The organism is Pseudomonas fildesensis, from assembly GCF_001050345.1.
Taxonomy (GTDB): domain Bacteria; phylum Pseudomonadota; class Gammaproteobacteria; order Pseudomonadales; family Pseudomonadaceae; genus Aquipseudomonas; species Aquipseudomonas fildesensis.
On the sequence record NZ_LFMW01000008.1, the window covers coordinates 66,155 to 89,363 of the forward strand.

General features: G+C 58.8%; 16 protein-coding genes and 4 tRNA genes. 13 read left to right on the forward strand and 7 right to left on the reverse strand.

Annotation, left to right across the window (positions count from 1 at the left end):
- Window positions 1–34 precede the first annotated feature (34 nt).
- Window positions 35–1,483 (reverse strand): dihydropyrimidinase, encoded by a 1,449-nt coding sequence (hydA, locus tag ACR52_RS14095; protein WP_048725085.1) that lies wholly within the window; start codon window positions 1,481–1,483, stop codon window positions 35–37.
- 602 nt (window positions 1,484–2,085) lie between these two features.
- Here hydA and ACR52_RS14100 point away from each other — a divergent pair.
- Window positions 2,086–3,573 (forward strand): NCS1 family nucleobase:cation symporter-1, encoded by a 1,488-nt coding sequence (locus ACR52_RS14100; protein WP_048725087.1) that lies wholly within the window; start codon window positions 2,086–2,088, stop codon window positions 3,571–3,573.
- Between the two features lie 134 nt (window positions 3,574–3,707).
- Window positions 3,708–4,991, forward strand: a complete 1,284-nt coding sequence (locus ACR52_RS14105; protein ID WP_048725090.1) for a Zn-dependent hydrolase — start codon at window positions 3,708–3,710, stop codon at window positions 4,989–4,991.
- Between the two features lie 212 nt (window positions 4,992–5,203).
- Here ACR52_RS14105 and ACR52_RS14110 read toward each other — a convergent pair whose 3' ends face one another.
- From ACR52_RS14110 to ACR52_RS14125, 4 genes are all read right to left on the reverse strand, one after another.
- Window positions 5,204–5,662: an REP-associated tyrosine transposase gene (locus ACR52_RS14110; protein WP_048725092.1), complete on the reverse strand. Its 459-nt coding sequence runs from the start codon at window positions 5,660–5,662 to the stop codon at window positions 5,204–5,206.
- A 283-nt stretch (window positions 5,663–5,945) separates the two neighbouring features.
- Window positions 5,946–7,364 (reverse strand): efflux transporter outer membrane subunit, encoded by a 1,419-nt coding sequence (locus tag ACR52_RS14115; protein WP_048725094.1) that lies wholly within the window; start codon window positions 7,362–7,364, stop codon window positions 5,946–5,948.
- Window positions 7,348–8,517, reverse strand: coding sequence for an efflux RND transporter periplasmic adaptor subunit (locus ACR52_RS14120; protein WP_048725096.1), 1,170 nt, complete (start codon window positions 8,515–8,517; stop codon window positions 7,348–7,350). The genes ACR52_RS14115 and ACR52_RS14120 overlap by 17 nt, the downstream gene beginning before the upstream one ends.
- Entirely contained in the window at window positions 8,507–11,728 is a 3,222-nt protein-coding gene (locus ACR52_RS14125) for an efflux RND transporter permease subunit (protein WP_048725098.1), read from the reverse strand. The genes ACR52_RS14120 and ACR52_RS14125 overlap by 11 nt, the downstream gene beginning before the upstream one ends.
- Window positions 11,729–11,933: 205 nt before the next feature.
- Here ACR52_RS14125 and ACR52_RS14130 point away from each other — a divergent pair, with 205 nt between their 5' ends.
- Complete coding sequence (locus ACR52_RS14130) at window positions 11,934–12,344, forward strand: PA0061/PA0062 family lipoprotein (RefSeq protein ID WP_048725101.1); 411 nt, start codon at window positions 11,934–11,936, stop codon at window positions 12,342–12,344.
- Between the two features lie 444 nt (window positions 12,345–12,788).
- Window positions 12,789–13,451: a peptidase C39 family protein gene (locus tag ACR52_RS14135; RefSeq protein WP_048725103.1), complete on the forward strand. Its 663-nt coding sequence runs from the start codon at window positions 12,789–12,791 to the stop codon at window positions 13,449–13,451.
- A gap of 39 nt (window positions 13,452–13,490) precedes the next feature.
- Here the strand turns inward: ACR52_RS14135 and pbpG are convergent, their stop codons facing one another.
- Both pbpG and folD read right to left on the reverse strand, forming a co-directional pair.
- Window positions 13,491–14,414, reverse strand: a complete 924-nt coding sequence (gene pbpG, locus ACR52_RS14140) for a D-alanyl-D-alanine endopeptidase (protein ID WP_048725105.1) — start codon at window positions 14,412–14,414, stop codon at window positions 13,491–13,493.
- Between the two features lie 208 nt (window positions 14,415–14,622).
- Complete coding sequence (gene folD, locus ACR52_RS14145; protein ID WP_048725107.1) at window positions 14,623–15,477, reverse strand: bifunctional methylenetetrahydrofolate dehydrogenase/methenyltetrahydrofolate cyclohydrolase FolD; 855 nt, start codon at window positions 15,475–15,477, stop codon at window positions 14,623–14,625.
- Window positions 15,478–15,751: 274 nt separating this feature from the next.
- Here folD and ACR52_RS14150 point away from each other — a divergent pair.
- From ACR52_RS14150 to ACR52_RS14190, 9 genes are all read left to right on the forward strand, one after another.
- Window positions 15,752–15,828, forward strand: a tRNA-Arg gene (locus ACR52_RS14150).
- 31 nt (window positions 15,829–15,859) lie between these two features.
- Window positions 15,860–15,935: transfer RNA gene (locus tag ACR52_RS14155), tRNA-His, on the forward strand.
- 56 nt (window positions 15,936–15,991) lie between these two features.
- Window positions 15,992–16,076, forward strand: a tRNA-Leu gene (locus ACR52_RS14160).
- A gap of 76 nt (window positions 16,077–16,152) precedes the next feature.
- A tRNA-His gene (locus tag ACR52_RS14165) sits at window positions 16,153–16,228 on the forward strand.
- A 402-nt stretch (window positions 16,229–16,630) separates the two neighbouring features.
- Complete coding sequence (gene tig / locus ACR52_RS14170) at window positions 16,631–17,941, forward strand: trigger factor (protein WP_048725109.1); 1,311 nt, start codon at window positions 16,631–16,633, stop codon at window positions 17,939–17,941.
- A 91-nt stretch (window positions 17,942–18,032) separates the two neighbouring features.
- Window positions 18,033–18,668 carry an ATP-dependent Clp endopeptidase proteolytic subunit ClpP gene (gene clpP / locus ACR52_RS14175; RefSeq protein ID WP_048725112.1) on the forward strand — a complete coding sequence of 212 codons (636 nt, stop codon included), beginning with the start codon at window positions 18,033–18,035 and terminating at the stop codon, window positions 18,666–18,668.
- Between the two features lie 112 nt (window positions 18,669–18,780).
- Window positions 18,781–20,064, forward strand: a complete 1,284-nt coding sequence (gene clpX, locus ACR52_RS14180; RefSeq protein WP_010209414.1) for an ATP-dependent Clp protease ATP-binding subunit ClpX — start codon at window positions 18,781–18,783, stop codon at window positions 20,062–20,064.
- Between the two features lie 160 nt (window positions 20,065–20,224).
- Window positions 20,225–22,621 (forward strand): endopeptidase La, encoded by a 2,397-nt coding sequence (gene lon / locus ACR52_RS14185; protein ID WP_048725120.1) that lies wholly within the window; start codon window positions 20,225–20,227, stop codon window positions 22,619–22,621.
- Between the two features lie 148 nt (window positions 22,622–22,769).
- Window positions 22,770–23,042: an HU family DNA-binding protein gene (locus ACR52_RS14190; protein ID WP_003174819.1), complete on the forward strand. Its 273-nt coding sequence runs from the start codon at window positions 22,770–22,772 to the stop codon at window positions 23,040–23,042.
- Window positions 23,043–23,209: the final 167 nt, after the last annotated feature.

Below are 23,209 nucleotides of genomic sequence, written 5' to 3' on the forward strand. Positions count from 1 at the left end.
CCTGGCTGCATTCCCACGCAGAGCGTGGGAACGATCACAGGGGGGCGCGTTTCACAGCAACCGGCCTGGAACGCTCCGCCCGCTTGCTCAACTGCTCAAACACCGATGGATACGCCGGCCGTTCCACATACCGCCCGGCGCCGCGTTCGGCGCGCAGGTCGCCATCGGCCCAGACCAGCTTGCCCTGGCTGATGGTGTGGCTCGGCACGCCGCGTACGGTCTTGCCTTCGAAGATGTTGAAGTCGACTTTCTGATGATGGGTCTTGGCGGAAATGGTCCGCGTACCCTCGGGGTCCCACAGCACCAGATCCGCATCGGCACCCACGCGCACTGCACCTTTACGCGGGTAGAGGTTGAAGATCTTCGCGGTGTTGGTGGAGGTCAGCGCGACAAATTCCTGCATCGACAGGCGCCCGGTGTTGACCCCCTCATGCCACAGCAGCGCCATGCGGTCTTCGATACCGGCAGTGCCGTTGGGGATCTTGCTGAAGTCGTCACGGCCGGCGGCTTTTTGCTCGGCGCAGAAGCAGCAATGGTCGGTGGCGGTGGTGTGCAGGTTGCCCGATTGCAGGCCATGCCACAGCGCTTCCTGATGCCCGCGTGGGCGGAACGGCGGGCTCATCACGTAGCCGGCGGCGGTTTGCCAGTCGGGGTGCTGGTAGACGCTGTCGTCCAGCAGCAGGTGGCCGGCAAGCACTTCGCCGTACACCGCCTGGCCCTTGCCGCGGGCATAGGTGATTTCATCCAGTGCTTCTTTGGTGGACACGTGCACCAGGTACAGCGGCGTGCCGATGGTCTCGGCAATGCGGATCGCACGGCTGGCGGCTTCACCTTCGACTTGGGACGGGCGCGACAGCGGATGCGCCTCCGGCCCGGTGATGCCCTGGGCCATCAATTTGCGTTGCAGGTGATACACCAACTCGCCGTTTTCCGCATGCACGGTGGGCACTGCGCCTAACTCCAGGCAGCGTTCGAAGCTGGCGACCAGCGTGTCATCGGCCGCCATGATCGCGTTCTTGTAGGCCATGAAGTGCTTGAAGCTATTGATGCCGTGATCGCTGACCAACTCGGCCATCTCCTCGCGCACCTGATCGCTCCACCAGGTGATAGCGACGTGAAAACCATAGTCCGAAGCGGACTTTTCGGCCCAGCCGCGCCACTGATGAAACGCTTCCATCAGCGATTGCTGCGGGTTGGGAATCACAAAGTCGATAATTGACGTGGTGCCCCCCGCCAAACCTGCCGCCGTGCCACTGAAAAAGTCTTCACTGGCCACGGTGCCCATGAAGGGCAGTTGCATATGGGTATGGGGATCGATGCCGCCGGGCATCAGGTATTGGCCACTGCCGTCGAGTATTTCAGTGCCGGCGGGAATATCCAGGTCCGTGCCAATGGCGCGAATCAGGCCGCCTGCGCATAAAACATCGGCGCGGTAACTTTCATCATGGGTAATAACGGTGGCGCCACGGATCAACAGCGACATGTCGAGTTCCTCACAGGCTTGACCGGCTTGTGCCAGTTCTAAGTGTTGTCATTCTTCTCACCGAAGGTTTGGTTAAAACCTGTCATCGGTGACAGGAATAGAAACTAGACTGAGTTTTTCGAATGAGCAAGAAGATTTTTTATAAGCTTATATAGTTATTAATATATTAATTTATAAGGATAAAAAACAAAAATCACCAAAATGTAGCGGCAGCTCACCATTTTGACGCACTTGACAGGTTCTCAATATGAGCAACATTTCTTATTGCAAATCAGACGCTTGAGACGTGCCTCTTGACGGGGGCGGGAAATAAAAATAATTGTGGTGCACCAGATTGAGTCCTGAGGGCTCGGACAACTTCCGCGATACCCAGCCTGAGTAACGCGGCAAGTACCGAAAGCTCAATCGGTTGATGCGATAAAGCTGATAAACATCAGCGAGTTATATAAGCGGTGCGGGTTGAAGGTGTGTCGTCGGCACGGTTATTGAGTGCAATGGCGACTGGCCGGGCCCGTGATGTCATGTTGTTTATGAGGTACTCCGGCCACCTGCACTAACCTCGCAGGTGAGCAAAAATAATTCGAAAAAACCGTGGAGCGGCCATGCAACAGAACAGATCGCAAGTCATTGAACGCAACGGCCTGTACGAACTCGACGCCGGTCCCGACGTCCTCGACAGCCCTCGCTACAACCACGACATGGCGCCGACCAAGGTGCACGAACGCACCTGGAACAAGTGGCACATCACTGCGCTGTGGGTCGGCATGTCGATCTGCGTGCCCACCTACACGTTGGGCGGCGTACTCACTGCGTATTTTGGGTTGTCGGTGGGCGAGGCGCTGATGGCGATCCTGCTGGCGAATATCGTGGTGCTGATCCCCCTGACCCTCAACGCCTTCCCCGGCACCAAGTACGGCATTCCGTTTCCGGTGCTGCTGCGCTCGTCGTTCGGCATCCTCGGTTCCAACGTGCCGTGTTTGATTCGGGCGCTGGTGGCGTGCGGTTGGTTCGGGATCCAGACCATGTTCGGCGGCCTGGCGATTCACCTGTTTCTTGGTTCGATTTTCGAGGGCTGGAAATCCCTCGGCGGCACCGGTGAAGTGATCGGTTTCATGGTCTTCTGGACCCTGAATTTATGGGTAGTGCTGCGCGGCGCCGAGTCAATCAAACGCCTGGAAACCCTATCGGCACCGCTGTTGGTCGCGGTGGGCATCGGCCTGCTGGTGTGGGCGATGCCCAATGTTTCACTCAGCGAATTGATGGCGATTCCTCCGAAGCGTCCCGAAGGCGCGAGCCTTACCGGTTACTTCATGGCGGGCCTTACCGCGATGGTGGGCTTCTGGGCCACCTTGTCGCTGAACATTCCCGACTTCAGCCGCTACGCCAAAAGCCAGAAGGACCAGATTCTCGGGCAGGTTTTCGGCTTGCCGCTGACCATGTTCCTGTTCGCCGCCCTCGGCGTGATCATGACCGCGGCGTCGGTGAAACTGGTGGGCGTCAGCGTGTCCGACCCGGTCACCCTGATCGGGCACATCCAGAGCCCGGTGTGGGTGGCCGTGGCCATGGCGCTGATCATCGTCGCCACCTTGTCCACCAACACGGCGGCGAACATCGTCTCGCCCACCAATGACTTCCAGAACATTGCCCCCAAACTGATCAACCGCACCACGGCGGTGATCCTCACCGGCCTGGTCGGGCTGGCGCTGATGGGGCATGAGCTGCTGAAAAAACTCGGGTTGATCGTCTCGGATGTGAGCCTGGAGACCGTGTATTCCAACTGGTTGCTGGGCTACTCAAGCCTGTTGGGGCCGATCGCCGGGATCATGGTGGTGGACTACTTCATCACCCGCAAACAGCAACTGGACCTGGCCGGCCTGTACCGCGACGACGTGTACCCGGCGTGGAACTGGACCGGTTTTCTTGCCTTTGGCGTGCCGGTGGCGCTGACCTTGCTGTCGTTGGGCAGTGATGCGTTCAGCTGGTTCTACAGCTACGGCTGGTTTACCGGTTCGGCGTTGGGCGGTTTGTTGTATTACGGCCTGAATGCCAAGCGAGGGGCGCAAGCACTGGCAGTGAAAACCCCCTCATAACCCTGTGCAGGAGCCGGCTTGCCGGCGTTCAAGCCAGTGGTCCCGGCGCAAGCCTTGAGGTTGTTATCGCCGGCAAGCCAGCGCCTATAAAAATGCGTATGACGCACCATAAGAAACAGCCTGAGGAGATCCCCATGAACGCTGCCCTGGACGTTCTGCAATCGACCCATCAGCACATCAACCGCGACCGTTTGTGGCAGTCCCTGATGGACCTGGCCAGACTCGGCGCCACCCCCAAGGGCGGCGTCTGTCGACTGGCCCTCACCGACCTCGACCGCAAGGCCCGCGACCTGTTCGTGCAATGGTGCGAGGAGGCGGGGTGCACGGTGACCATCGACGGCATCGGCAATATCTTCGCGCGTCGCCCTGGGCGCAATCCCAACCTGCCACCGGTGATGACCGGCAGCCATATCGACACACAACCCACTGGCGGCAAGTTCGATGGTTGCTTCGGCGTGCTGGCCGGTGTGGAAGTGCTGCGTACCCTCAACGACCTCAAGGTGGAAACCGAGGCGCCGCTGGAAGTCGTGGTGTGGACCAACGAGGAAGGCTCGCGCTTTCCGCCGTGCATGATGGGCTCTGGGGTGTTTGCCGAGAAATTCACGTTGGCCGATACCCTGGCCAAGGTTGACTCGGAGGGGGTCAGCGTAGGGGATGCGCTGAATGCGATTGGCTATGCGGGAACCCGTCCTGAGAGTGGGCACAAGGTCGGTGCGTATTTCGAAGCGCATATCGAACAAGGGCCGATTCTGGAGGACGAGAAGAAAACCATCGGCGTGGTGCTCGGCGCGCTCGGGCAGAAATGGTTCGACCTGAAACTGCGCGGTGTTGAAGCCCATGCCGGACCGACGCCGATGCATCTGCGCAAGGATGCATTAGTGGGCGCGGCGGCGGTGGTGGCTGCGGTGAACGCAGCGGCGTTGGGGCATCAGCCGCACGCCTGTGGCACTGTCGGTTGCCTGCAGGCCTATCCCGGTTCACGCAATGTCATTCCCGGTGAAGTGCGCATGACGTTGGATTTTCGTCACCTGGAGCCGGCGCGATTGGATTCGATGATTGCAGAAGTTCGCAAGGTGATTGATGAGACCTGCGCCAAACATGGATTGAGTTTTGAAATGGAGCCCACGGCTGACTTTCCACCGTTGTATTTCGACAAAGGCTGCGTGGACGCTGTGCGCGATGCAGCGAATGGGTTGGGCCTGTCGAACATGGACATCGTCAGCGGGGCAGGGCATGACGCGATCTTCGTCGCCGAACTCGGCCCGGCGGGGATGATCTTTGTGCCGTGTGAAGGTGGAATCAGCCACAACGAAATCGAAAACGCCGCACCGGATGATCTGGCGGCGGGGTGTGCGGTGTTGTTGCGGGCGATGGTGGCCGCCTCTGCCGCCATCGCCAGCGGTAAACTGGCTGCCTGAAATGCAATCCAAATGTGGGAGGGGCGGTGCGACGATTCGACTTGCTCGCGATAGCGGTCTTTCAGCTACATATGCATTAGCTGACCCATCGCTATCGGGAGCAAGCCTCCTCCCACTTTCGACCGCGTTGTCATGATGAAAGCCGATCAAAATGTGGGACGGGCGATGGGACGAATCGACTTGCTCGCGATAGCGGCGACTCGGTTTTACCCTTATACCCAAACTGCATCCCACAACGGATAGTCACCAATCCGCTCCACCAACCCTGCCCGCAACGGGTTGGCTACCACATACCTGGCCATTTTCACCAAGTCATCTTCCTTGCGCAGCGCACGGTCGTGGAAACTCTCCTGCCAAAGCCGCCCCTTGCGCCCGCTTGCGCCGTTAACCGCCCGTGTGCTTTTAGACTTCACCTGGCACATCAAGTCCGCCAGCGAGCCTTTTTGCAGTTCAAGCAGCCAATGGAAGTGGTCCGGCATGATCACCCACGCCAGGGAGTTTGCCAGCCCTTGGTACTGAGCGACACGCATCTGCCAGACAACCAGGCGCCCGAGATAAAAGTCGCTGAATATCGGTATGCGTTCGTGGGTGTTGGTGGTGATGAGGTAGATGCGGTTCGGCTCGCTGAATCGGCCGATGCGCAGGCGGTGTGACGCGGGTAGATCAGGCATTCCTTGGCCTCTCTGTTTGGTGTGTTTAGAGAGGCTAGATTGGGGCGCGCAAGGCTGATGGGCAGGCTTTTGGCAGGATGTGTCTAAAAGGACACTATCGGGAGCAAGTCCCCTCCCACAAGGGGCCTGCGGTGTTCGCACATTTTGTGTCTGACCCAGGTCCAGTGTGGGAGGGGGCTTGCTCCCGATAGCAGTCTTTCAGCCGATGCATATGTGACTGATCCACCGCCATCGGGAGCAAGCCCGCCCCGCATTTGGCCCTCAGTTGTGTCTGAGGGCGGTGTCAGGCACCCGGCTGCCAGCCACCCCCAAGCGCAGTCACCAACCCCACACTCGCCTGTAACTGCCGCGTCTGCACCGCCTGCAACGTCCGCTGCGCCTGCAATGCTGCCGTCTGTGCGGTGACCACATCCAGATAACTCACGGCACCTGCCTGATAACTGTTCATTGCCAGTGACTGCGTGTGCTGCGCAGCATCCGCCGCCGCTTGCTCATCCTGCGCCTCAAGCTGCAAATCCCGCAGCTGCGCCAGGTTGTCTTCCACCTCGCGCACGGCTTTGAGCACCTGGCTGCGGTACTGCGCCGAGGCTTGTTCAAACTCAGCCTTGGCCTGTCGCTCATTGGCACTCAAACGTCCGCCGTCAAAGATCGGCACGTTCATCAACGGCCCCAGCGCCCAATATCGGTTACCCGCCGACAGCAGATTGCCGACCCCTTGCGTCTGCCCGCCAATCAACCCGGTCAAACTGAAATCCGGATACCACGCCGCCTTGGCCACGCCGATATTGGCGTTGGCCGCAAACACTCGACGCTCCGCCGCAGCGATGTCCGGGCGACGTTGCAGCAGGTGGCTTGGCAACTGTGACGGAATCCCCGGCAGCGCAATCAACTGCTGGCTCGGCGGCAATACAAAATTACTGGCCGCCACGCCCACCAGCTCACCGATGGCATGTTCAGTGAGGTTGCGTTGCCCGCGTACTTCATCCAGTTGCGCCTTGGCTTCTGCCAACTGATTTTGCGCGCGGGTAAGGTCCAGTTCCGAAGCAATCTGGCCCTCATAGCGACTCCGCGTCAGTTGCAACGCCTGGCTGAAATCGCCCAGCGAACTATTGAGAATCCGCGCCTGCGCATCCAGCCCAATGAGCTGCACATACAGCGTCGCCAACTGATGTTGCAGGCTCAGGCGCGCCACCGCCAAATCATCCCCGGCCGCTTGCGCCTGGGCATCACCGGCGGCCACCTGGTTGCGGATTTTGCCCCACAGGTCCAGGTCGTAGCTCAAGGAAAAACCCGCGGTATTGCTGTTGTATACCGACGGCTGCGTATCACCGCGCAACGGCCTCGAGTCGGATTGGCGCTGGCGCAGTGGTTGTGCGCTGGCGGTGATTTGCGGGAACAGCCCAGCATGCAACTGGCTGGCGTAAGCCTGGGAAGCATCGAAGTGCGCCAGCGCCGCCGCCAGGTCCGGATTGGCCTTTAGCAGTTGCTGTTGCAGGTCATTGAGGCGCGAATCGTTGTAGAGCGTCCACCACTCGGGCGCCAGTTGGTCCGACGGTTGCGCACTGTGCCACGGACCATCACGGGTCTGTTCGCGGTAACCCGCCGGCAGGTCGACCGCCGGCACTGTGTAGGTGGGCGCCATCGAGCAACCTTGCAACGCCAGCAGCATCAACGCCGCGAGGGGTTTAAGCCTTGGGCGCATGCGCACCTCCGGAGGCGTCGGCCAGTTGCACCGGGTCGCCTTCTCGCAAGGCATCGGGCGGGTTGTCGACCACGCGATCGGCGGGTTTCAGGCCCTGGTCGATCACCAGGCGTTCACCGAGGTCGAGGCCGATGTGGATGGCTTGCAGGTGCACATGGTTCTGCGCATCCAGCACGGCGACCTGGGTGCCTTGGGCACGGAAGATCAGGGCGCTGGCAGGAATGCTCACGCCATGGGTGTCCGCCGGAATCGGCAGGGTGGCTTCGGCGTAATCACCGGGCAGCAACTCGCCATTTGGGTTGTCGGCGACGAACTGGGCGAGCAGGGTACCGGAACGGCGGTCGATGGCGGTGGAGTCGCCGATCAACCGCGCGTTGAAGTGCTCCCCAGGATGCTCCGGCACGCTCAGCTCGGCTTCGAGGCCGGGGTGAATCACTGCCGCGTAGTTTTGCGGCACCGGCACGTAGAGGCGCAGTTGATGCGTGTCGGCGATGTTGAACAGTTCCGGATCGCTGTCGGTGTCGGCCTTGATCAACTGGCCGATATCGGTGTTGCGCGCCGTAATTGTCCCGGCAAACGGCGCGCGGATAGTCTTGTAGCTTTCCAGCGCCGACAGCCGTGCGTAGTCGGCTGCTGCAGCCTCGGCGTTGGCTTTGGCGGCGGCGGCATTGGAGGTTTTTTCATCCGCCTCTTGGCGCGATACCGAGTGGCTGGCCAGCAGGTTCTGCCAGCGTGTTGCGGTGGTTGCGGCCAGCCGCGCATTGGCCTGTTCCTGCACCAGGCGCGCATGGGTTTGCGCGAGTTGCTGGTCGAGGTCGGGGCTGTCGATTTCGGCGAGGATCTGCCCAGCCTTGACCCGGGTGCCAATGTCGGCTTTCCAGTCTTTCAGGTAACCGCTGACCCGCGCGTGAATCGGCGCCTTGCTCCAGGCTTCAAGGTGCGCGGGCAAGCGCAAGGTGTCGCCGGCGACGTTCTGTTGCGGCTGGAACACCATCACCTGTGGGATGGCGGCGGTTTCGGTCCAGGCGGTGACCGATTGCTCATGTAGCGTGCGGGCATGCAAGCCGTTGGCGACCAGCAGCGCGGCGAGCGTCAGGCCGCCGACACCCATGAGCATCAGACGCTTGCGCGAGGGTTTGTGATCAGACGACATGTGGGGTAACTCCTGCAACTGCGCGAGTAGGGTGACGACCGTGGACCAGGCTGAAGACCACGGGAACAAACAACAAGGTGGCGACGGTGGCGAAGATCAAGCCACCGATCACCGCCCGGCCCAGCGGCGCGTTTTGCTCCTCGGAAAGGGCCAGCGGCAACATGCCGATGATCATCGCCAGGGCGGTCATGCACACCGGGCGGAAGCGCGTGTAGCCGGCCTCCAGTGCGGCCTTCAACGCATCGCCATGTTCGGCCAGGCGCTCACGGCAGAAGCTCACCACCAGGATCGAGTTAGCGGTGGCCACGCCCATGCACAATATGGCCCCGGTCAGCGCCGGCACCGACAGCGAAGTACCGCTGAGGAACAGCATCCACACGATCCCCGCGAGCGCCGCCGGCAAGGCCGTGATGATCACGAATGGGTCGACCCACGACTGGAAGTTGACCACGATCAGCAGGTAGATCAGCACCACCGCGCCGAGCAGGCCGAAGCTCAAGCCATTGAACGCCTCATGCAGCGCATCGATCTGCCCATGCAGGCTGATTACCGCGCCTTTGGGGCGTAGAGAGGCGGTGTCATCCAGCACTTTTTGTACGTCACGCGCGACGCCGCCGAGGTCGCGGCCTTGCACGTTGGCGTACAGATCCAGGGTCGGTTCGATGTTGTAGTGGGTCACCACCGCCGGGCTTTGTACGCGGGAGATGGTCGCCACGCCGCCGAGGATTTGCGACTGACCATCGGCACCCGTCACCGGCAAGGCTTCCAGCGACGGCAAGCTATCGAGACGGTACTGCGGCGTGGCCGCGACGATCGAATACGACACGCCGTTGGCCGGGTTGAGCCAGAACGTCGGCGCGGTTTGTGAGCTGCCGGCGAGGGAGGCGACCATGCTATTGGTCACGTCCCGTTCGGTAATGCCCAGGCCGTTGGCGCGCATACGGTCGACATTCACCTGCAGCGACGGGTAGCCGGTGGACTGCTGTATACGCAGGTCAGCGATGCCCGGTACGTGTTGCAGGCGGCGTTCCAGTTCCACCGCATAGGCGCGGTTTTCTTCGTCGCTGCGCCCGGAGATTTTCACGTCCAGCGGGGCAGGCGCGCCGAAGTTGAGGATTTGGCTGCTGATATCCGCAGGCAGGAACGCGAAGTGGCTTCCGGGAAAGCTTTTCGGCAGCGCTTCACGCAGTTTTTTCACGTAGTTGGCGGTGGGCGCGTGGTCTTTTTTCAGGCTGACCTGTATATCCCCATCCTGGGGGCCGATGGTGCCGCTGCTGCTGTAGGCCATGTCGATGCCGCTGAGTGGGATGCCGATATTATCGACGATGGTGTCCAGCTCCTGGGCCGGGATCACTTCTCGAATCCGCGCTTCAATCCGGTCGAAGGCGGCGGCGCTTTCTTCGATGCGCGTGCCCAACGGCAAACGTACATGCAGCGCCAGCGCCCCGGCATCGGTGGCCGGGAAGAAGTCCTGGCCCAGGCTTGGCAGCAGCAGGAACGACGCGAGTACGCAGGCCAGGAAACCGACGATAAAGCGCTTGCGACTGCCCAGCGCCAACATCAGCAGGGCATGGTAGGTGTCGCGGATATTCGAGAAGTGCCGCTCGAACCCTTGCTGGAAATTCAGCACCGATTGCAGCACAGCGTTGCGCGGTTTCTTGTGTTGCTCGCCCTCATGGTGGTTGATGAACTCATCTTCCGGGTGATGCCCGGCGCCTAGCTCCGATGTGTGCGGCTTGAGCAGGAACATCGCCAGCGTCGGCACCAGGGTGCGCGAGAGGATGAACGAACTGGCCATGGCAAAGATCACCGCCAGCGCCATCGGCCGGAACAGGTAACCGGCGATGCCTTGCAGCATGAACATCGGTACAAACACAATGCAGATGCACAGCAGCGACACGAACGCGGGGCCGACAATCTGCGCGGCGCCGTCGAGGATCGCGGTCTTCACGGCCTTGCCTTGCTCCAGGTGCCAGTTGATGTTTTCGATGGTCACCGTGGCGTCGTCCACCAAAATCCCTACCGCCAACGCCAGCCCGCCGAGGGTCATCACGTTGAGGGTTTGCCCGCTGACGGCGAGCAACGCGATGGCCGAGAGCACCGCCAGGGGAATCGATGCCGCGATGATCAGCGTCGAGCGCCAACTGCCGAGGAACAGCAGGATCATCGCACTGGTCAGCAACGCGGCGATAATGCCTTCCTGGGCCACGCTGCCCACCGATTGCTTGACGAATACCGAGGCGTCGCCCAGCAGTGAGGTCTTGAGGGACGGCGGCAGGGTTTCGTTGATGCGCGGCAGCATCTGGCGGATGCCGTCGATGATCGACAGGGTGGAGATACTGCCGTTTTTCAGCGCCGGCATCAGCACCGCGCGGTGGCCGTCGACACGCACGATGTTGGTCTGCGGCGGCGAGCCGTCACGCACGTGGGCGACCTGGCCGATGGTGATCAGCGCGCCGTCGACGGTCTTGATCGGCAGGTCGTTCAACTCATCAATAGCCTTGGGGCTGTTGTTGAGCAGGATCGTGTATTCGTTGGGGCCGAGCTTGGCGGTGCCCACCGGGATGATCTGGTTCTGCAACGCCAGGGCATTGCCTACGTCCTGGGCTGACAAGCCTTTGGCGGCCAGCGCCTGGGGATCGAGGTCGAGGGTGATCTGGCGTTGCTTGCCACCCATCGGTGTGGGCATGGCCAGGCCGGGCAGGGCGCTCAAGGGCAGGCGGATATTGTTCTGCACCAGGTCGCGGATCTTCGCTTCCGAGAGGCTCGGGCTGGAGAACGCCATTTGCAGGATCGGCACCGTGGAGGCGCTGTAGTTAAGGATCAGCGGCGGCGTGATGCCCGGTGGCATCTGCTTGAGTACGGTTTGTGAGACGGCCGTCACCTGGGCGTTGGCGGTGCGGATATCGACGCCTGGCTGAAAGAAGATCTTGACGATGCCCATGCCGGGCAGCGATTGCGATTCGATGTGTTCGATGTCGTTGACGGTGGTGCTCAGGGAGCGTTCGTAGGTGTAGATCACCCGACCGGCCATGGCGTCCGGCGACAGGCCGTTGTACTGCCACACCACCGCGACAACAGGGATGCCGATATCGGGAAAAACATCAGTGGGGGTACGCAGGGCCGCCATCGGCCCGATGATGCAGATGAATATGGCCAACACGATAAACGTGTAGGGCTTTTGCAGTGCGGTCTTTACCAGCCCGAGCATGCGTGAACCTCCAGGGGAGCAGGATTGCAAACCCCGGCAGTCTTGCCCGACCCACCTAACACGCACCTTTCAGCCAGGTGAAGGAACATTTAGGTAAGGGTTGAAGATCGTTTCATGTGTATTCATTTGTTCTACAGAAGGCACCTCCCCAAGCTTGCATCCCATCGGACGCTGTCCTTTTACTGATGTTCTTTGGAGCCCTGCCATGTCTCTTAAACCGCTGCTGTTGATCCCCGTACTGGGCGCTGTACTGCTGTTGTCGGCCTGCGCCGGCCCGATACCCAAAGCCGACCCGAGCGAAGCCTGGATCGGCTTGAAGGAAGAAGCACCGAATGACTTGATGGCTGAGCGACTGGACGGCAAGCGCGTGGATGACGGGCGCTTTTTTGAAGTGCCGCCGGGCGATCATCAGTTGGATGTGACGTTGTTCGAGGAGGAACCCGGCGACGACAACCAGCAGGACTGCCAGGGTCGGGTCGAGTACAAGCATTTCAAGGCGGGTGAGCACTACACACTGGTGGAATCCAGCCTGGGCACCACCGTGCGCGCCTCCCTCAAGGATGGTCACGGGCAGGAAGTCGCGGCGACCCAGGACTTCAATTGCATGCCTGGCTAGGCGTGGTGTACCGCGGCCTTATGCGGCTTGGCGGATACAGCGGATATGACGTGGGGGTGATGGTGCCGGCGGGTAATGCGCAACACCCCCCACAACATGGCGCCGGCAACCGCCAGCCAACCACAGACCAACATGAAAATCGTTGTTGCAAGGCTCATCAGGGCCTCCTTTCGCCCCGCAGGGGGCACACACAGTCTTCTCAATGGACAGTCTAGCTACTCAACGGTTGCGTGCTATTGACCAATGGTCGTGTCTGTCCAACTTGTTTGCTATATCCACGCCCTTTGTAGGCGCGAGCTTGCTCGCGAAAAACCTGAGGGAGCCACGCTAAACCAGACAACCCGCGTTATCGTTGACGTTTTTCGCGAGCAAGCTCGCTCCTACAGAAACGTGATTGGGCTATGATCACGGCCCTTACCGGCAGTTGATCAAGAGAGTAAAAAATTGCGGTTACGGTCGAACGTTACAACCTCCTTGCTGCTGGCCTGTGCCCTGGGGCTTGCGGCCTGTTCCAGCCACCCGTCGAAACTGCCTGGCCTGCCAGAGCGCGTGGAGCTCAATGGCGTGCCGACGTTTCGCAGCGAGGCCTACCAGAGCGGTCCTACGGCTTTAGCCAGCATGCTGTCGCAACAAGGCATTGTCATGACACCGGGCTTGCTGGATAAACCCCTGCACTTGCCAGGCGCCGAGGCGGACCTTGAGCGCAACATGCAGGTGCTGGCGCGTGAGTACGGGCTGATGGTGTATCCGCTGGATGCCAAGCTGACGTCGGTGCTGGCACAGGTGGCGGCGGGTTACCCGGTGATGGCGCGCATTGGGGGCAGTTTGTGGTCAGAGGCGCGGTATGTCGTGGTGGTTGGCTTCAACCAGCAGAAAAGTACGGTGCTGCTGCGCTCGGGCATGAACCGGCGCCTGTTGATGGACTTCAGCGACTTTGAATCCAAGTGGAGCAGCGCCGGGCACTGGGCAATCCTCACCCTGCGCCCGAGCCAGTTGCCGGCCAATGTGGATGCACAGCGCTGGCGCGAGTCGGCCAATGCCACTGCGCAGGCGGGGCAAGAGCAGGCGGCAGCGCAGGCGCTCAAGGTACTGGCAGAAAGAAAGTAAAAAAAACGGCGCTCAAGGCGCCGTTTTTGTGTGTGTCGGTTACCGATGGACTTGCGCAGTGTTCGGGCGGTTCTTCAAATTCTTGTCGGCCTTGTAGCGCAGCGCCACATCCGGTACCGAACCGCTCTTGCCGGTCTCGACCCAGTTACGAATACGGCTGGCATCGGCAAAGTGAGTGAATTTGCCGAAAGCATCGAGGATCACCAGCGACACCGGGCGGTTGCCCATGCTGGTGACGAGCACCAGACAGTGGCCAGCCTGATTGGTGAAGCCGGTCTTGGTCAGCTTGATGTCCCAGTTGGCGCGGTTGATCAGGTGGTCGGTGTTGGAGAAACCCAAGGTGTAGTTGGGCTTGCGGAACGCCACGGTTTTTTCCTTGGTGGTGCTCAGCTGGCTGAGCATCGGAAATTTGTGTGCGTAGGCCAGCAGCTTGCTCAGGTCGCGGGCGGTGGACACGTTGTGGATCGATAGGCCGGTGGGCTCTACGTAGTGGGTGCTGGTCATGCCCAGGGACTTGGCCTTGGCGTTCATCGCTGCGATGAACGCTGCGTAGCCGCCCGGGTAGTGATGGGCAAGGCTGGCGGCGGCGCGGTTTTCCGAGGACATCAGGGCGATCAGCAGCATTTCCTTGCGCGGCATCTGGCTGCCGATCTTCACGCGGGAGAACACGCCTTTCATTTCCGGCGTGTCGGTAATGTTGATGTCGATGTACTCATCCATGTTCTGCTTGGCTTCGAGCACGATGAGACCGGTCATCAGTTTGCTGACGGACGCGATAGGCACGACCACATCGGGGTTGCTGGAGTAGATAACCTTGTTGGTCTGCAGATCCACCAGCATGGCGCTGCCGGAAGCAATTTGCAGTTTGGAAGTGTCACGCGGGGCCTGGGTGGTTTCGGCTGCGTGCGCAAAGGTGCCCGTGAAAGCGAAAAACAGGCTGACAATAGAGAGACGAATTTTCACGCGGATGAACTCGCTAAAAAAGTAAGGAAATACCGTTCGTGAACGGTTTCTTGATAAATGCCGTTACATTTTAGGAGTATGGACGAGAGACTGTCGAATGTTCTTCTAAAACAAGACGAAAGTGCTTAAAAACTAAGAAAAAACAGGTTTTATGACGGGCAATAAAAAGCCCTGCGATAAGGCAGGGCTTTTTCAGTGCTGCCGGTTATTAGTCGTGCAGGGTTTCGGCTGCATACAGGGTGTTTTCCAGCAGGCAGGCTCGGGTCATCGGGCCGACGCCACCAGGCACTGGAGTGATCCAGCCGGCACGGGGCAGGGCGGTTTCGTACACCACGTCGCCGACAAGCTTGCCGTCTTCCTGACGGTTGATGCCCACATCGATCACGATGGCGCCTTCCTTGATCCACTCGCCTTTGACCAGGCCGGGTTTGCCTGCAGCGACGACTACCAGATCGGCACGTCCGACGTGGCCGGCAAGGTCCTTGGTGAAGCGGTGGGTGACAGTGACGGTGCAGCCGGCCAGCAGCAATTCCATCGCCATCGGGCGGCCAACGATGTTGGAGGCGCCGACGACGACGGCGTCGAGGCCGTACAAGTCCACGCCGGTGCTTTCCAGCAAGGTCATGATGCCTTTCGGCGTGCATGGGCGTAGCAGCGGGATACGCTGGGCCAGGCGGCCGACGTTATAAGGGTGGAAACCGTCGACGTCCTTGTCCGGGCGGATGCGCTCCAGCAATTGGGAGGCGTCCAAGTGACCGGGCAAAGGCAGCTGGAGCAGGATGCCGTCGATGTTCGGGTCATCGTTGAGGCCGTCAATCAGGTCCGTGAGGCCCTGTTGAGTGGTGTCGGAAGGCAAGTCGTAGGCCTTGGAGATAAAGCCGACCTCTTCACAGTCTTTACGCTTGTGCGAGACATAAACCTGAGAGGCAGGATCGCTGCCGACCAGGATCACCGCGAGGCCCGGCGTGCGCAGACCTTGCTGGCTACGCTCGGTGACGCGTTTGGCGATCTGCTGGCGCAGGCTGGCGGCGATTGATTTGCCGTCGATAAGTTGTGCAGTCATTACGCGTGATTAACCATCGAGAGGGGGAAGAAAAGTGCGCGCATTCTCGCACGCCATGGCGCGAGGGCAAAGGCGCTTGGTCTGCAAATTGTCCTAACTCCTTAAATAAAATGAATTTTTTTCAAAAAAGATTTGACGGGTTTCCGGGGCATCTATACTATTCGTCGCACTTGTCGGGCACAGCCTAGCACTGGTTACGAAAGCCGCGCAGAATGCTGTTCTGCAAGGTTGGAAGCACTTAGTTTGTAATCCTCCAAGAGTACAGATTAATAAGGCGCCCGTAGCTCAGTTGGATAGAGCATCCGCCTTCTAAGCGGATGGTCGCAGGTTCGAGTCCTGCCGGGTGCGCCATTAGGCAGCTTTGGCACAAGTAGGCTATATGGTGGGCGTAGCTCAGTTGGTAGAGCACGGGATTGTGACTCCCGTTGTCGAGGGTTCGATCCCCTTCGTCCACCCCATATTTTAAAAGGCGCCAGATTAATCATCTGGCGCCTTTGCTTTAAGAGCTTCAAGCGCGGATGTGGTGGAATTGGTAGACACACTGGATTTAGGTTCCAGCGCCGCAAGGTGTAAGAGTTCGAGTCTCTTCATCCGCACCAATTAAAGCTTTACCCGGCCTACAGGCGGGTGGGGCTCAACAAAGAAGTGGTTTGGTTTCTTTGTTAACGCAATATGGTGGGCGTAGCTCAGTTGGTAGAGCACGGGATTGTGACTCCCGTTGTCGAGGGTTCGATCCCCTTCGTCCACCCCATGTTCGAAAAGGCGCCAGATTTAACAGTCTGGCGCCTTTTTTTGCTTTAGCGGTCCGAGATTCCGCGACTGCAGGTTCTGGGTCGCACTGGCAGGGCGCTTCGTCGTATTTATGTATCTCGATGATGCTGCGCTGCCTGCCGATCCTGTTTGCAGGGTTGGCCGTCAGGGAGATGATTGGCGGCTTCTTCTATATATAGAAGGGTTGGCGCAGAGCCTTGGCGTGATTGGCTGTATTTGTCACCGGGGCGAGGTGCATCAGTGCCTTCGTACCGATAAATTGCCTGCTGTTTTTTTACCCGTTTCCAGTAGGGTGACTTCTTGAGTTTGACCCACTAGAATGCATGCCCTTGATTCTGGGGTCGGAAACGGCCGGCTAACGTCTGTGCAACGAGGAATATTCATGCAAGTTTCTGTTGAAAATACTACTGCTCTCGAGCGCCGCCTGAGCATCACCGTGCCGGCAGAGCGTATCGAAACTGCGGTCAACAAGCGTCTGCAGCAGACTGCACAAAAGGCCAAGATCGCTGGTTTCCGTCCAGGCAAAGTGCCGATGAGCGAAATCAAGCGCCGTTTTGGTGCTGATGCACGTCAGGAAGCGGTAGGTGATGTGATCCAGGCTTCCTTCTACGAAGCTGTTGTTGAGCAAAAGCTGAACCCGGCTGGCTCGCCTTCGATCGAGCCTAAGTCCCTGGAAGCTGGCAAGGACCTGGAATACGTCGCCGTATTCGAAGTGTTCCCAGAGTTCGAAGTTGCCGGTTTCGACGGTATCACCATCGAGCGCCTGAGCGCCGATGTAGCTGATTCCGACCTGGACAACATGCTGGAAATCCTGCGCAAGCAGAACACTCGTTTTGAAGTGGCCGATCGCGCTGCCCAGAACGAAGACCAGTTGAACATCGATTTCGTTGGCAAGGTTGACGGCGAAGCATTCGCTGGCGGCTCCGCCAAGGGTACTCAGCTGGTGCTGGGTTCCAACCGCATGATCCCTGGTTTCGAAGACGGCCTGGTTGGCGCCAAAGCCGGCGAAGAGCGCGTTCTGAACCTGGAATTCCCTGCTGACTACCAGAACCTGGACCTGGCTGGCAAAGCCGCCGAGTTCACCGTGACCGTCAACAGTGTTTCCGAGCCTAAGCTGCCAGAGCTGAACGAAGAGTTCTTCACTCAGTTCGGCATCAAGGAAACCGGTATCGAAGGCTTCCGCACCGAAGTTCGCAAGAACATGGAGCGTGAGCTGCGTCAGGCCATCAAGTCCAAGGTCAAGAACCAGGTCATGGACGGTCTGCTGGCCTCCAACCCGATCGAAGTGCCTAAGGCTCTGCTGTCCAACGAAGTGGATCGCCTGCGCGTACAAGCTGTTCAGCAGTTTGGTGGCAACATCAAGCCTGACCAGCTGCCGGCCGAGCTGTTCGAAGAGCAAGCCAAGCGCCGCGTCGTGCTGGGCCTGATCGTGGCTGAAGTGGTCAAGCAATTCGACCTCAAGCCTGACGAAGACCGTGTTCGTGAAATGATCCAGGAAATGGCTTCGGCCTACCAGGAGCCTGAGCAGGTTGTGTCTTGGTACTACAAGAACGACCAGCAGCTGAACGAAGTACGTTCGGTTGTGCTTGAAGAACAAGTTGTGGATACTGTTCTGCAGAAGGCTAAGGTGACCGATAAAGCGGTCTCTTACGAAGAAGCAGTCAAGCCGGCGGAAGCAGCACAAGCCGACTGATTGTCCAACTCGTTCGAAATACAACCATAAGCCAGCCTCGCGCTGGCTTATGCGTTTTCAAGACATGACTATTTGGGAGTAACTGCAGAGCATGTTCCGTAATTCCTATATTCAGCAGAACTCTGATATCCAGGCCGCAGGCGGCCTGGTCCCGATGGTTGTCGAGCAGTCCGCTCGTGGCGAACGCGCCTACGACATCTACTCGCGCCTGCTCAAGGAGCGAGTGATCTTTCTGGTGGGCCCTGTAGAGGACTACATGGCCAACCTGATCTGTGCGCAACTGCTGTTCCTTGAAGCGGAAAATCCGGACAAGGACATCCATCTCTACATCAACTCACCGGGCGGTTCGGTGACTGCGGGCATGTCGATCTACGACACCATGCAGTTTATCAAGCCGAACGTATCGACCACCTGCATCGGCCAAGCCTGCAGCATGGGCGCTTTCCTGCTGACCGCAGGTGCCGAAGGCAAGCGTTACTGCCTGCCGAACTCGCGCGTGATGATTCACCAGCCACTGGGCGGTTTCCAGGGCCAGGCATCGGATATCGAAATCCATGCCAAGGAAATCCTCTTCATTCGCGAGCGTCTGAACACGCTGATGGCCAAGCATAGCGGGCATACTCTTGAAGAAATCGAGCGCGACACCAACCGCGATAACTTCATGAGTGCCGAGGCCGCGCGTGACTACGGCTTGATCGACGCAGTGATCGAAAAGCGCCCCGCTTAATATAAGCCGCTCAAAATAGGGCTGGTCGGCGTGTCTGACCATCGGCGGGCTTGAAAAAGCCCGCATAAGCCTTCATCTTGTGTTGCAAGCCTATCGGATTTGGATCGAACGAATGACTGACACCCGCAACGGCGAGGACAACGGCAAGCTGCTCTATTGCTCCTTCTGTGGCAAAAGCCAGCATGAAGTACGCAAATTGATTGCCGGCCCCTCGGTCTTTATCTGCGACGAGTGCGTCGACCTGTGCAATGACATCATCCGTGAGGAGGTGCAGGAAGCCCAGGCCGAAAGCAGCGCGCATAAATTGCCTTCGCCTAAAGAAATCAGCGGCATCCTTGATCAGTATGTGATTGGTCAAGAGCGTGCAAAGAAGGTTCTGGCCGTAGCGGTATACAACCACTACAAGCGCTTGAACCAGCGTGACAAGAAAGGCGACGAAGTCGAGCTCGGCAAGAGCAACATCTTGCTGATCGGTCCTACGGGCTCGGGTAAAACCCTGCTTGCAGAAACACTCGCTCGCCTGCTGAACGTTCCGTTCACCATCGCCGACGCGACCACCCTCACCGAGGCTGGCTACGTGGGTGAAGACGTCGAGAACATCATTCAGAAACTGCTGCAGAAGTGCGACTACGACGTAGAAAAAGCCCAGATGGGTATTGTCTACATCGACGAAATCGACAAGATTTCGCGCAAGTCGGATAACCCGTCGATCACCCGGGACGTTTCCGGTGAAGGCGTGCAGCAAGCCCTGTTGAAACTGATCGAAGGCACGGTTGCTTCCGTACCGCCACAAGGCGGCCGCAAGCACCCGCAGCAGGAATTCCTTCAGGTTGATACGCGTAACATCCTGTTCATCTGTGGTGGTGCGTTCTCGGGTCTGGAAAAGGTTATTCAGCAACGTTCCACCCGTGGTGGCATTGGTTTCAGTGCAGAAGTGCGCAGCAAGGAAGAAGGCAAGAAGGTGGGCGAGTCCCTGCGTGAAGTCGAGCCTGACGATCTGGTCAAGTTCGGTCTGATCCCGGAATTCGTTGGCCGCCTGCCGGTCCTGGCCACGTTGGACGAGCTGGATGAGGCTGCTTTGATTCAGATCCTCACCGAGCCGAAAAACGCCCTGACCAAGCAATACGCCAAGTTGTTCGAGATGGAAGGTGTAGACCTCGAGTTCCGTACCGATGCGCTCAAGTCGGTGGCCAAGCGGGCACTGGAGCGCAAGACCGGTGCACGTGGTTTGCGCTCGATCCTCGAAGGTGTGTTGCTCGACACCATGTACGAAATCCCCTCGCAGTCCGAGGTGAGTAAAGTGGTGATCGACGAAAGCGTTATAGAAGGCAAGTCCAAGCCACTGTATATCTACGAAAACAGTGAACCGGCTGCCAAGGCTGCGCCAGACGCGTAAGCGTTTCGCAGTTTCGGTAAAAACAAGGGGCCTCTAGGGGCCCCTTTGTTTTTTAGAGGATTTTTACTGCGTTTAACTGCTGGCAATAAGCTTGTTTTTTTTGCATGCAGCCCCCATCTTGGTTTCAAGCTTATTTTTCAACTGTCATAGAGGCGAAATCATGAAGACAACCATCGAATTGCCTCTCCTGCCGTTGCGTGATGTCGTCGTCTATCCGCACATGGTTATCCCGCTGTTCGTGGGGCGCGAGAAGTCTATCGAAGCCCTAGAGGCCGCGATGACGGGCGACAAGCAGATCCTGCTGTTGGCCCAAAAGAATCCTGCTGATGATGATCCAGGCGAAGACGCCCTGTACCGTGTCGGTACCGTTGCTACCGTCCTGCAACTGCTCAAACTCCCCGATGGCACCGTCAAGGTACTGGTGGAAGGCGAGCAGCGCGGTGCGGTCGAGCGCTTCATGGAGGTGGACGGCCATCTACGCGCCGAAGTCGCGCTGATCGACGAAGTCGAAGCCCCTGAGCGTGAATCCGAAGTGTTTGTGCGCAGCCTGCTCTCCCAGTTCGAGCAGTATGTGCAGTTGGGCAAGAAAGTCCCGGCTGAAGTCCTGTCGTCTCTCAACAGCATCGATGAGCCAAGCCGCCTGGTCGACACCATGGCCGCGCACATGGCGTTGAAAATCGAGCAGAAGCAAGACATCCTCGAAATTATCGACCTGTCGGCCCGTGTCGAACACGTGCTGGCGCTGCTGGATGCCGAAATCGACCTGCTGCAGGTTGAAAAACGCATCCGCGGTCGTGTGAAGAAACAAATGGAACGCAGCCAGCGCGAGTACTACCTGAATGAGCAGATGAAGGCCATTCAGAAAGAGCTCGGCGACAGCGAGGACGGCCACAACGAAATCGAGGAGCTGAAAAAGCGCATCGATGCCGCTGGCCTGCCTAAAGACGCCCTGACCAAAGCCAATGCGGAGCTGAACAAACTCAAGCAAATGTCGCCAATGTCGGCCGAAGCCACCGTGGTTCGTTCCTACATCGACTGGCTGGTGCAAGTGCCGTGGAAGGCCCAGACCAAAGTGCGCCTGGACCTGGCCCGTGCCGAAGATATTCTCGATGCCGACCACTATGGCCTCGAAGAAGTCAAAGAACGCATCCTCGAATACCTCGCTGTGCAAAAGCGTGTGAAGAAGATTCGTGGCCCGGTGTTGTGCCTGGTGGGTCCGCCTGGCGTGGGTAAAACGTCGCTGGCCGAGTCGATTGCTAATGCGACCAACCGTAAATTCGTGCGAATGGCCCTCGGTGGCGTGCGCGATGAAGCGGAAATTCGTGGTCATCGCCGTACTTACATCGGTTCGATGCCTGGAAGATTGATTCAAAAGATGACGAAAGTCGGTGTGCGCAACCCGCTGTTCCTGCTCGATGAAATCGACAAAATGGGCAGCGATATGCGTGGCGATCCGGCATCGGCATTGCTCGAAGTACTCGACCCCGAGCAAAACCACAATTTCAACGACCATTACCTGGAAGTCGACTACGACCTGTCCGATGTAATGTTCCTGTGCACCTCCAACTCCATGAATATTCCACCAGCCTTGCTGGACCGGATGGAGGTGATTCGTCTGCCGGGTTACACCGAAGACGAGAAGATCAACATCGCCGTCAAATACCTCGCGCCCAAGCAAATTTCGGCCAATGGCTTGAAGAAGGGCGAGATCGAATTCGACGTCGGGGCGATCCGCGACATCGTTCGTTACTATACCCGCGAGGCCGGTGTACGCGGCCTTGAGCGCCAGATCGCGAAGATTTGCCGCAAGGCGGTCAAGGAACATGCGCTGGAAAAACGCTTCTCGGTGAAGGCCACGGCTGACACCCTTGAGCACTACCTGGGCGTGCGTAAATTCAGCTATGGCCTGGCCGAGCAGCAGGACCAGGTAGGGCAGGTGACTGGTTTGGCGTGGACTCAAGTGGGCGGCGAATTGCTGACCATCGAAGCCGCGGTCATCCCAGGCAAAGGGCAGTTGATCAAGACCGGTTCCCTGGGTGATGTGATGGTCGAATCCATCACCGCCGCGCAGACCGTAGTGCGTAGCCGCGCGAAGAGCCTGGGGATTCCCCTGGACTTCCACGAGAAGCACGACACCCACATCCACATGCCGGAAGGTGCGACGCCGAAAGACGGCCCTAGCGCTGGCGTAGGCATGTGCACGGCCCTGGTTTCGGCATTGACCGGCATTCCGGTGCGTGCCGACGTCGCCATGACCGGGGAAATCACCCTGCGTGGCCAGGTATTGGCCATCGGTGGCCTGAAAGAGAAATTGCTTGCCGCACACCGGGGTGGTATCAAGACCGTGATCATTCCTGAAGAGAATGTTCGCGACTTGAAGGAAATTCCGGACAACATCAAGCAGGATCTTCAGATTAAACCGGTTAAATGGATTGACGAGGTCCTGCAAATTGCGCTGCAATACGCGCCGGAGCCCTTGCCGGATGTGGCTCCGGAGATAGTTGCAAAGGACGAAAAACGTGAGTCTGATTCCAAGGAAAGAATTAGCACGCATTAATGCGTTAAAGCCTGGGGGCTTCCTTGACAGCTTTTTAGAGCCCTTGTTATAAAGCGGCTCTTAAGTGTCTGTAGGCCATTCAGCACTGATTTTTGCTTTTACCAAAAAACTTAGAATTATACTCAATAGATATATAAGGGGACTTAGAGTGAACAAGTCGGAACTGATTGATGCTATCGCCGCATCCGCTGATATCCCGAAAGCTGCTGCTGGCCGTGCGCTGGACGCAGTAATCGAATCCGTCACTGGCGCTCTGAAGGCCGGCGACTCCGTGGTACTGGTAGGCTTCGGTACTTTCTCTGTGACTGACCGCCCAGCTCGTACTGGCCGTAACCCACAGACTGGCAAAGCACTGCAAATCGCTGCTGCCAAGAAACCAGGTTTCAAAGCCGGTAAAGCCCTGAAAGAAGCTGTTAACTAAGCCTCGATCAAGCCTTGACCTACCCGGGTCGAACGCAGGTTCGACCTGGCAGCGGAGCGGCAGCTGACCCAAGTATCCATCGGGTCGCCACGCCGGGGGTGTGGGTTCAAACCCCCGTCCGCTCCGCCAGTTACGAGAAGGCGCATCCTCGGATGCGCCTTTCTTCT

Excerpts from the sequence above, each read along its gene's own strand:
- hydA (WP_048725085.1), bottom strand. The coding sequence starts at position 1,483 with ATGTCGCTGTTGATCCGTGGCGCCACCGTTATTACCCATGATGAAAGT.
- ACR52_RS14100 (WP_048725087.1), top strand. The coding sequence starts at position 2,086 with ATGCAACAGAACAGATCGCAAGTCATTGAACGCAACGGCCTGTACGAA.
- ACR52_RS14105 (WP_048725090.1), top strand. The coding sequence starts at position 3,708 with ATGAACGCTGCCCTGGACGTTCTGCAATCGACCCATCAGCACATCAAC.
- ACR52_RS14110 (WP_048725092.1), bottom strand. The coding sequence starts at position 5,662 with ATGCCTGATCTACCCGCGTCACACCGCCTGCGCATCGGCCGATTCAGC.
- ACR52_RS14115 (WP_048725094.1), bottom strand. The coding sequence starts at position 7,364 with ATGCGCCCAAGGCTTAAACCCCTCGCGGCGTTGATGCTGCTGGCGTTG.
- ACR52_RS14120 (WP_048725096.1), bottom strand. The coding sequence starts at position 8,517 with ATGTCGTCTGATCACAAACCCTCGCGCAAGCGTCTGATGCTCATGGGT.
- ACR52_RS14125 (WP_048725098.1), bottom strand. The coding sequence starts at position 11,728 with ATGCTCGGGCTGGTAAAGACCGCACTGCAAAAGCCCTACACGTTTATC.
- ACR52_RS14130 (WP_048725101.1), top strand. The coding sequence starts at position 11,934 with ATGTCTCTTAAACCGCTGCTGTTGATCCCCGTACTGGGCGCTGTACTG.
- folD (WP_048725107.1), bottom strand. The coding sequence starts at position 15,477 with ATGACTGCACAACTTATCGACGGCAAATCAATCGCCGCCAGCCTGCGC.
- tig (WP_048725109.1), top strand. The coding sequence starts at position 16,631 with ATGCAAGTTTCTGTTGAAAATACTACTGCTCTCGAGCGCCGCCTGAGC.
- clpP (WP_048725112.1), top strand. The coding sequence starts at position 18,033 with ATGTTCCGTAATTCCTATATTCAGCAGAACTCTGATATCCAGGCCGCA.
- clpX (WP_010209414.1), top strand. The coding sequence starts at position 18,781 with ATGACTGACACCCGCAACGGCGAGGACAACGGCAAGCTGCTCTATTGC.
- lon (WP_048725120.1), top strand. The coding sequence starts at position 20,225 with ATGAAGACAACCATCGAATTGCCTCTCCTGCCGTTGCGTGATGTCGTC.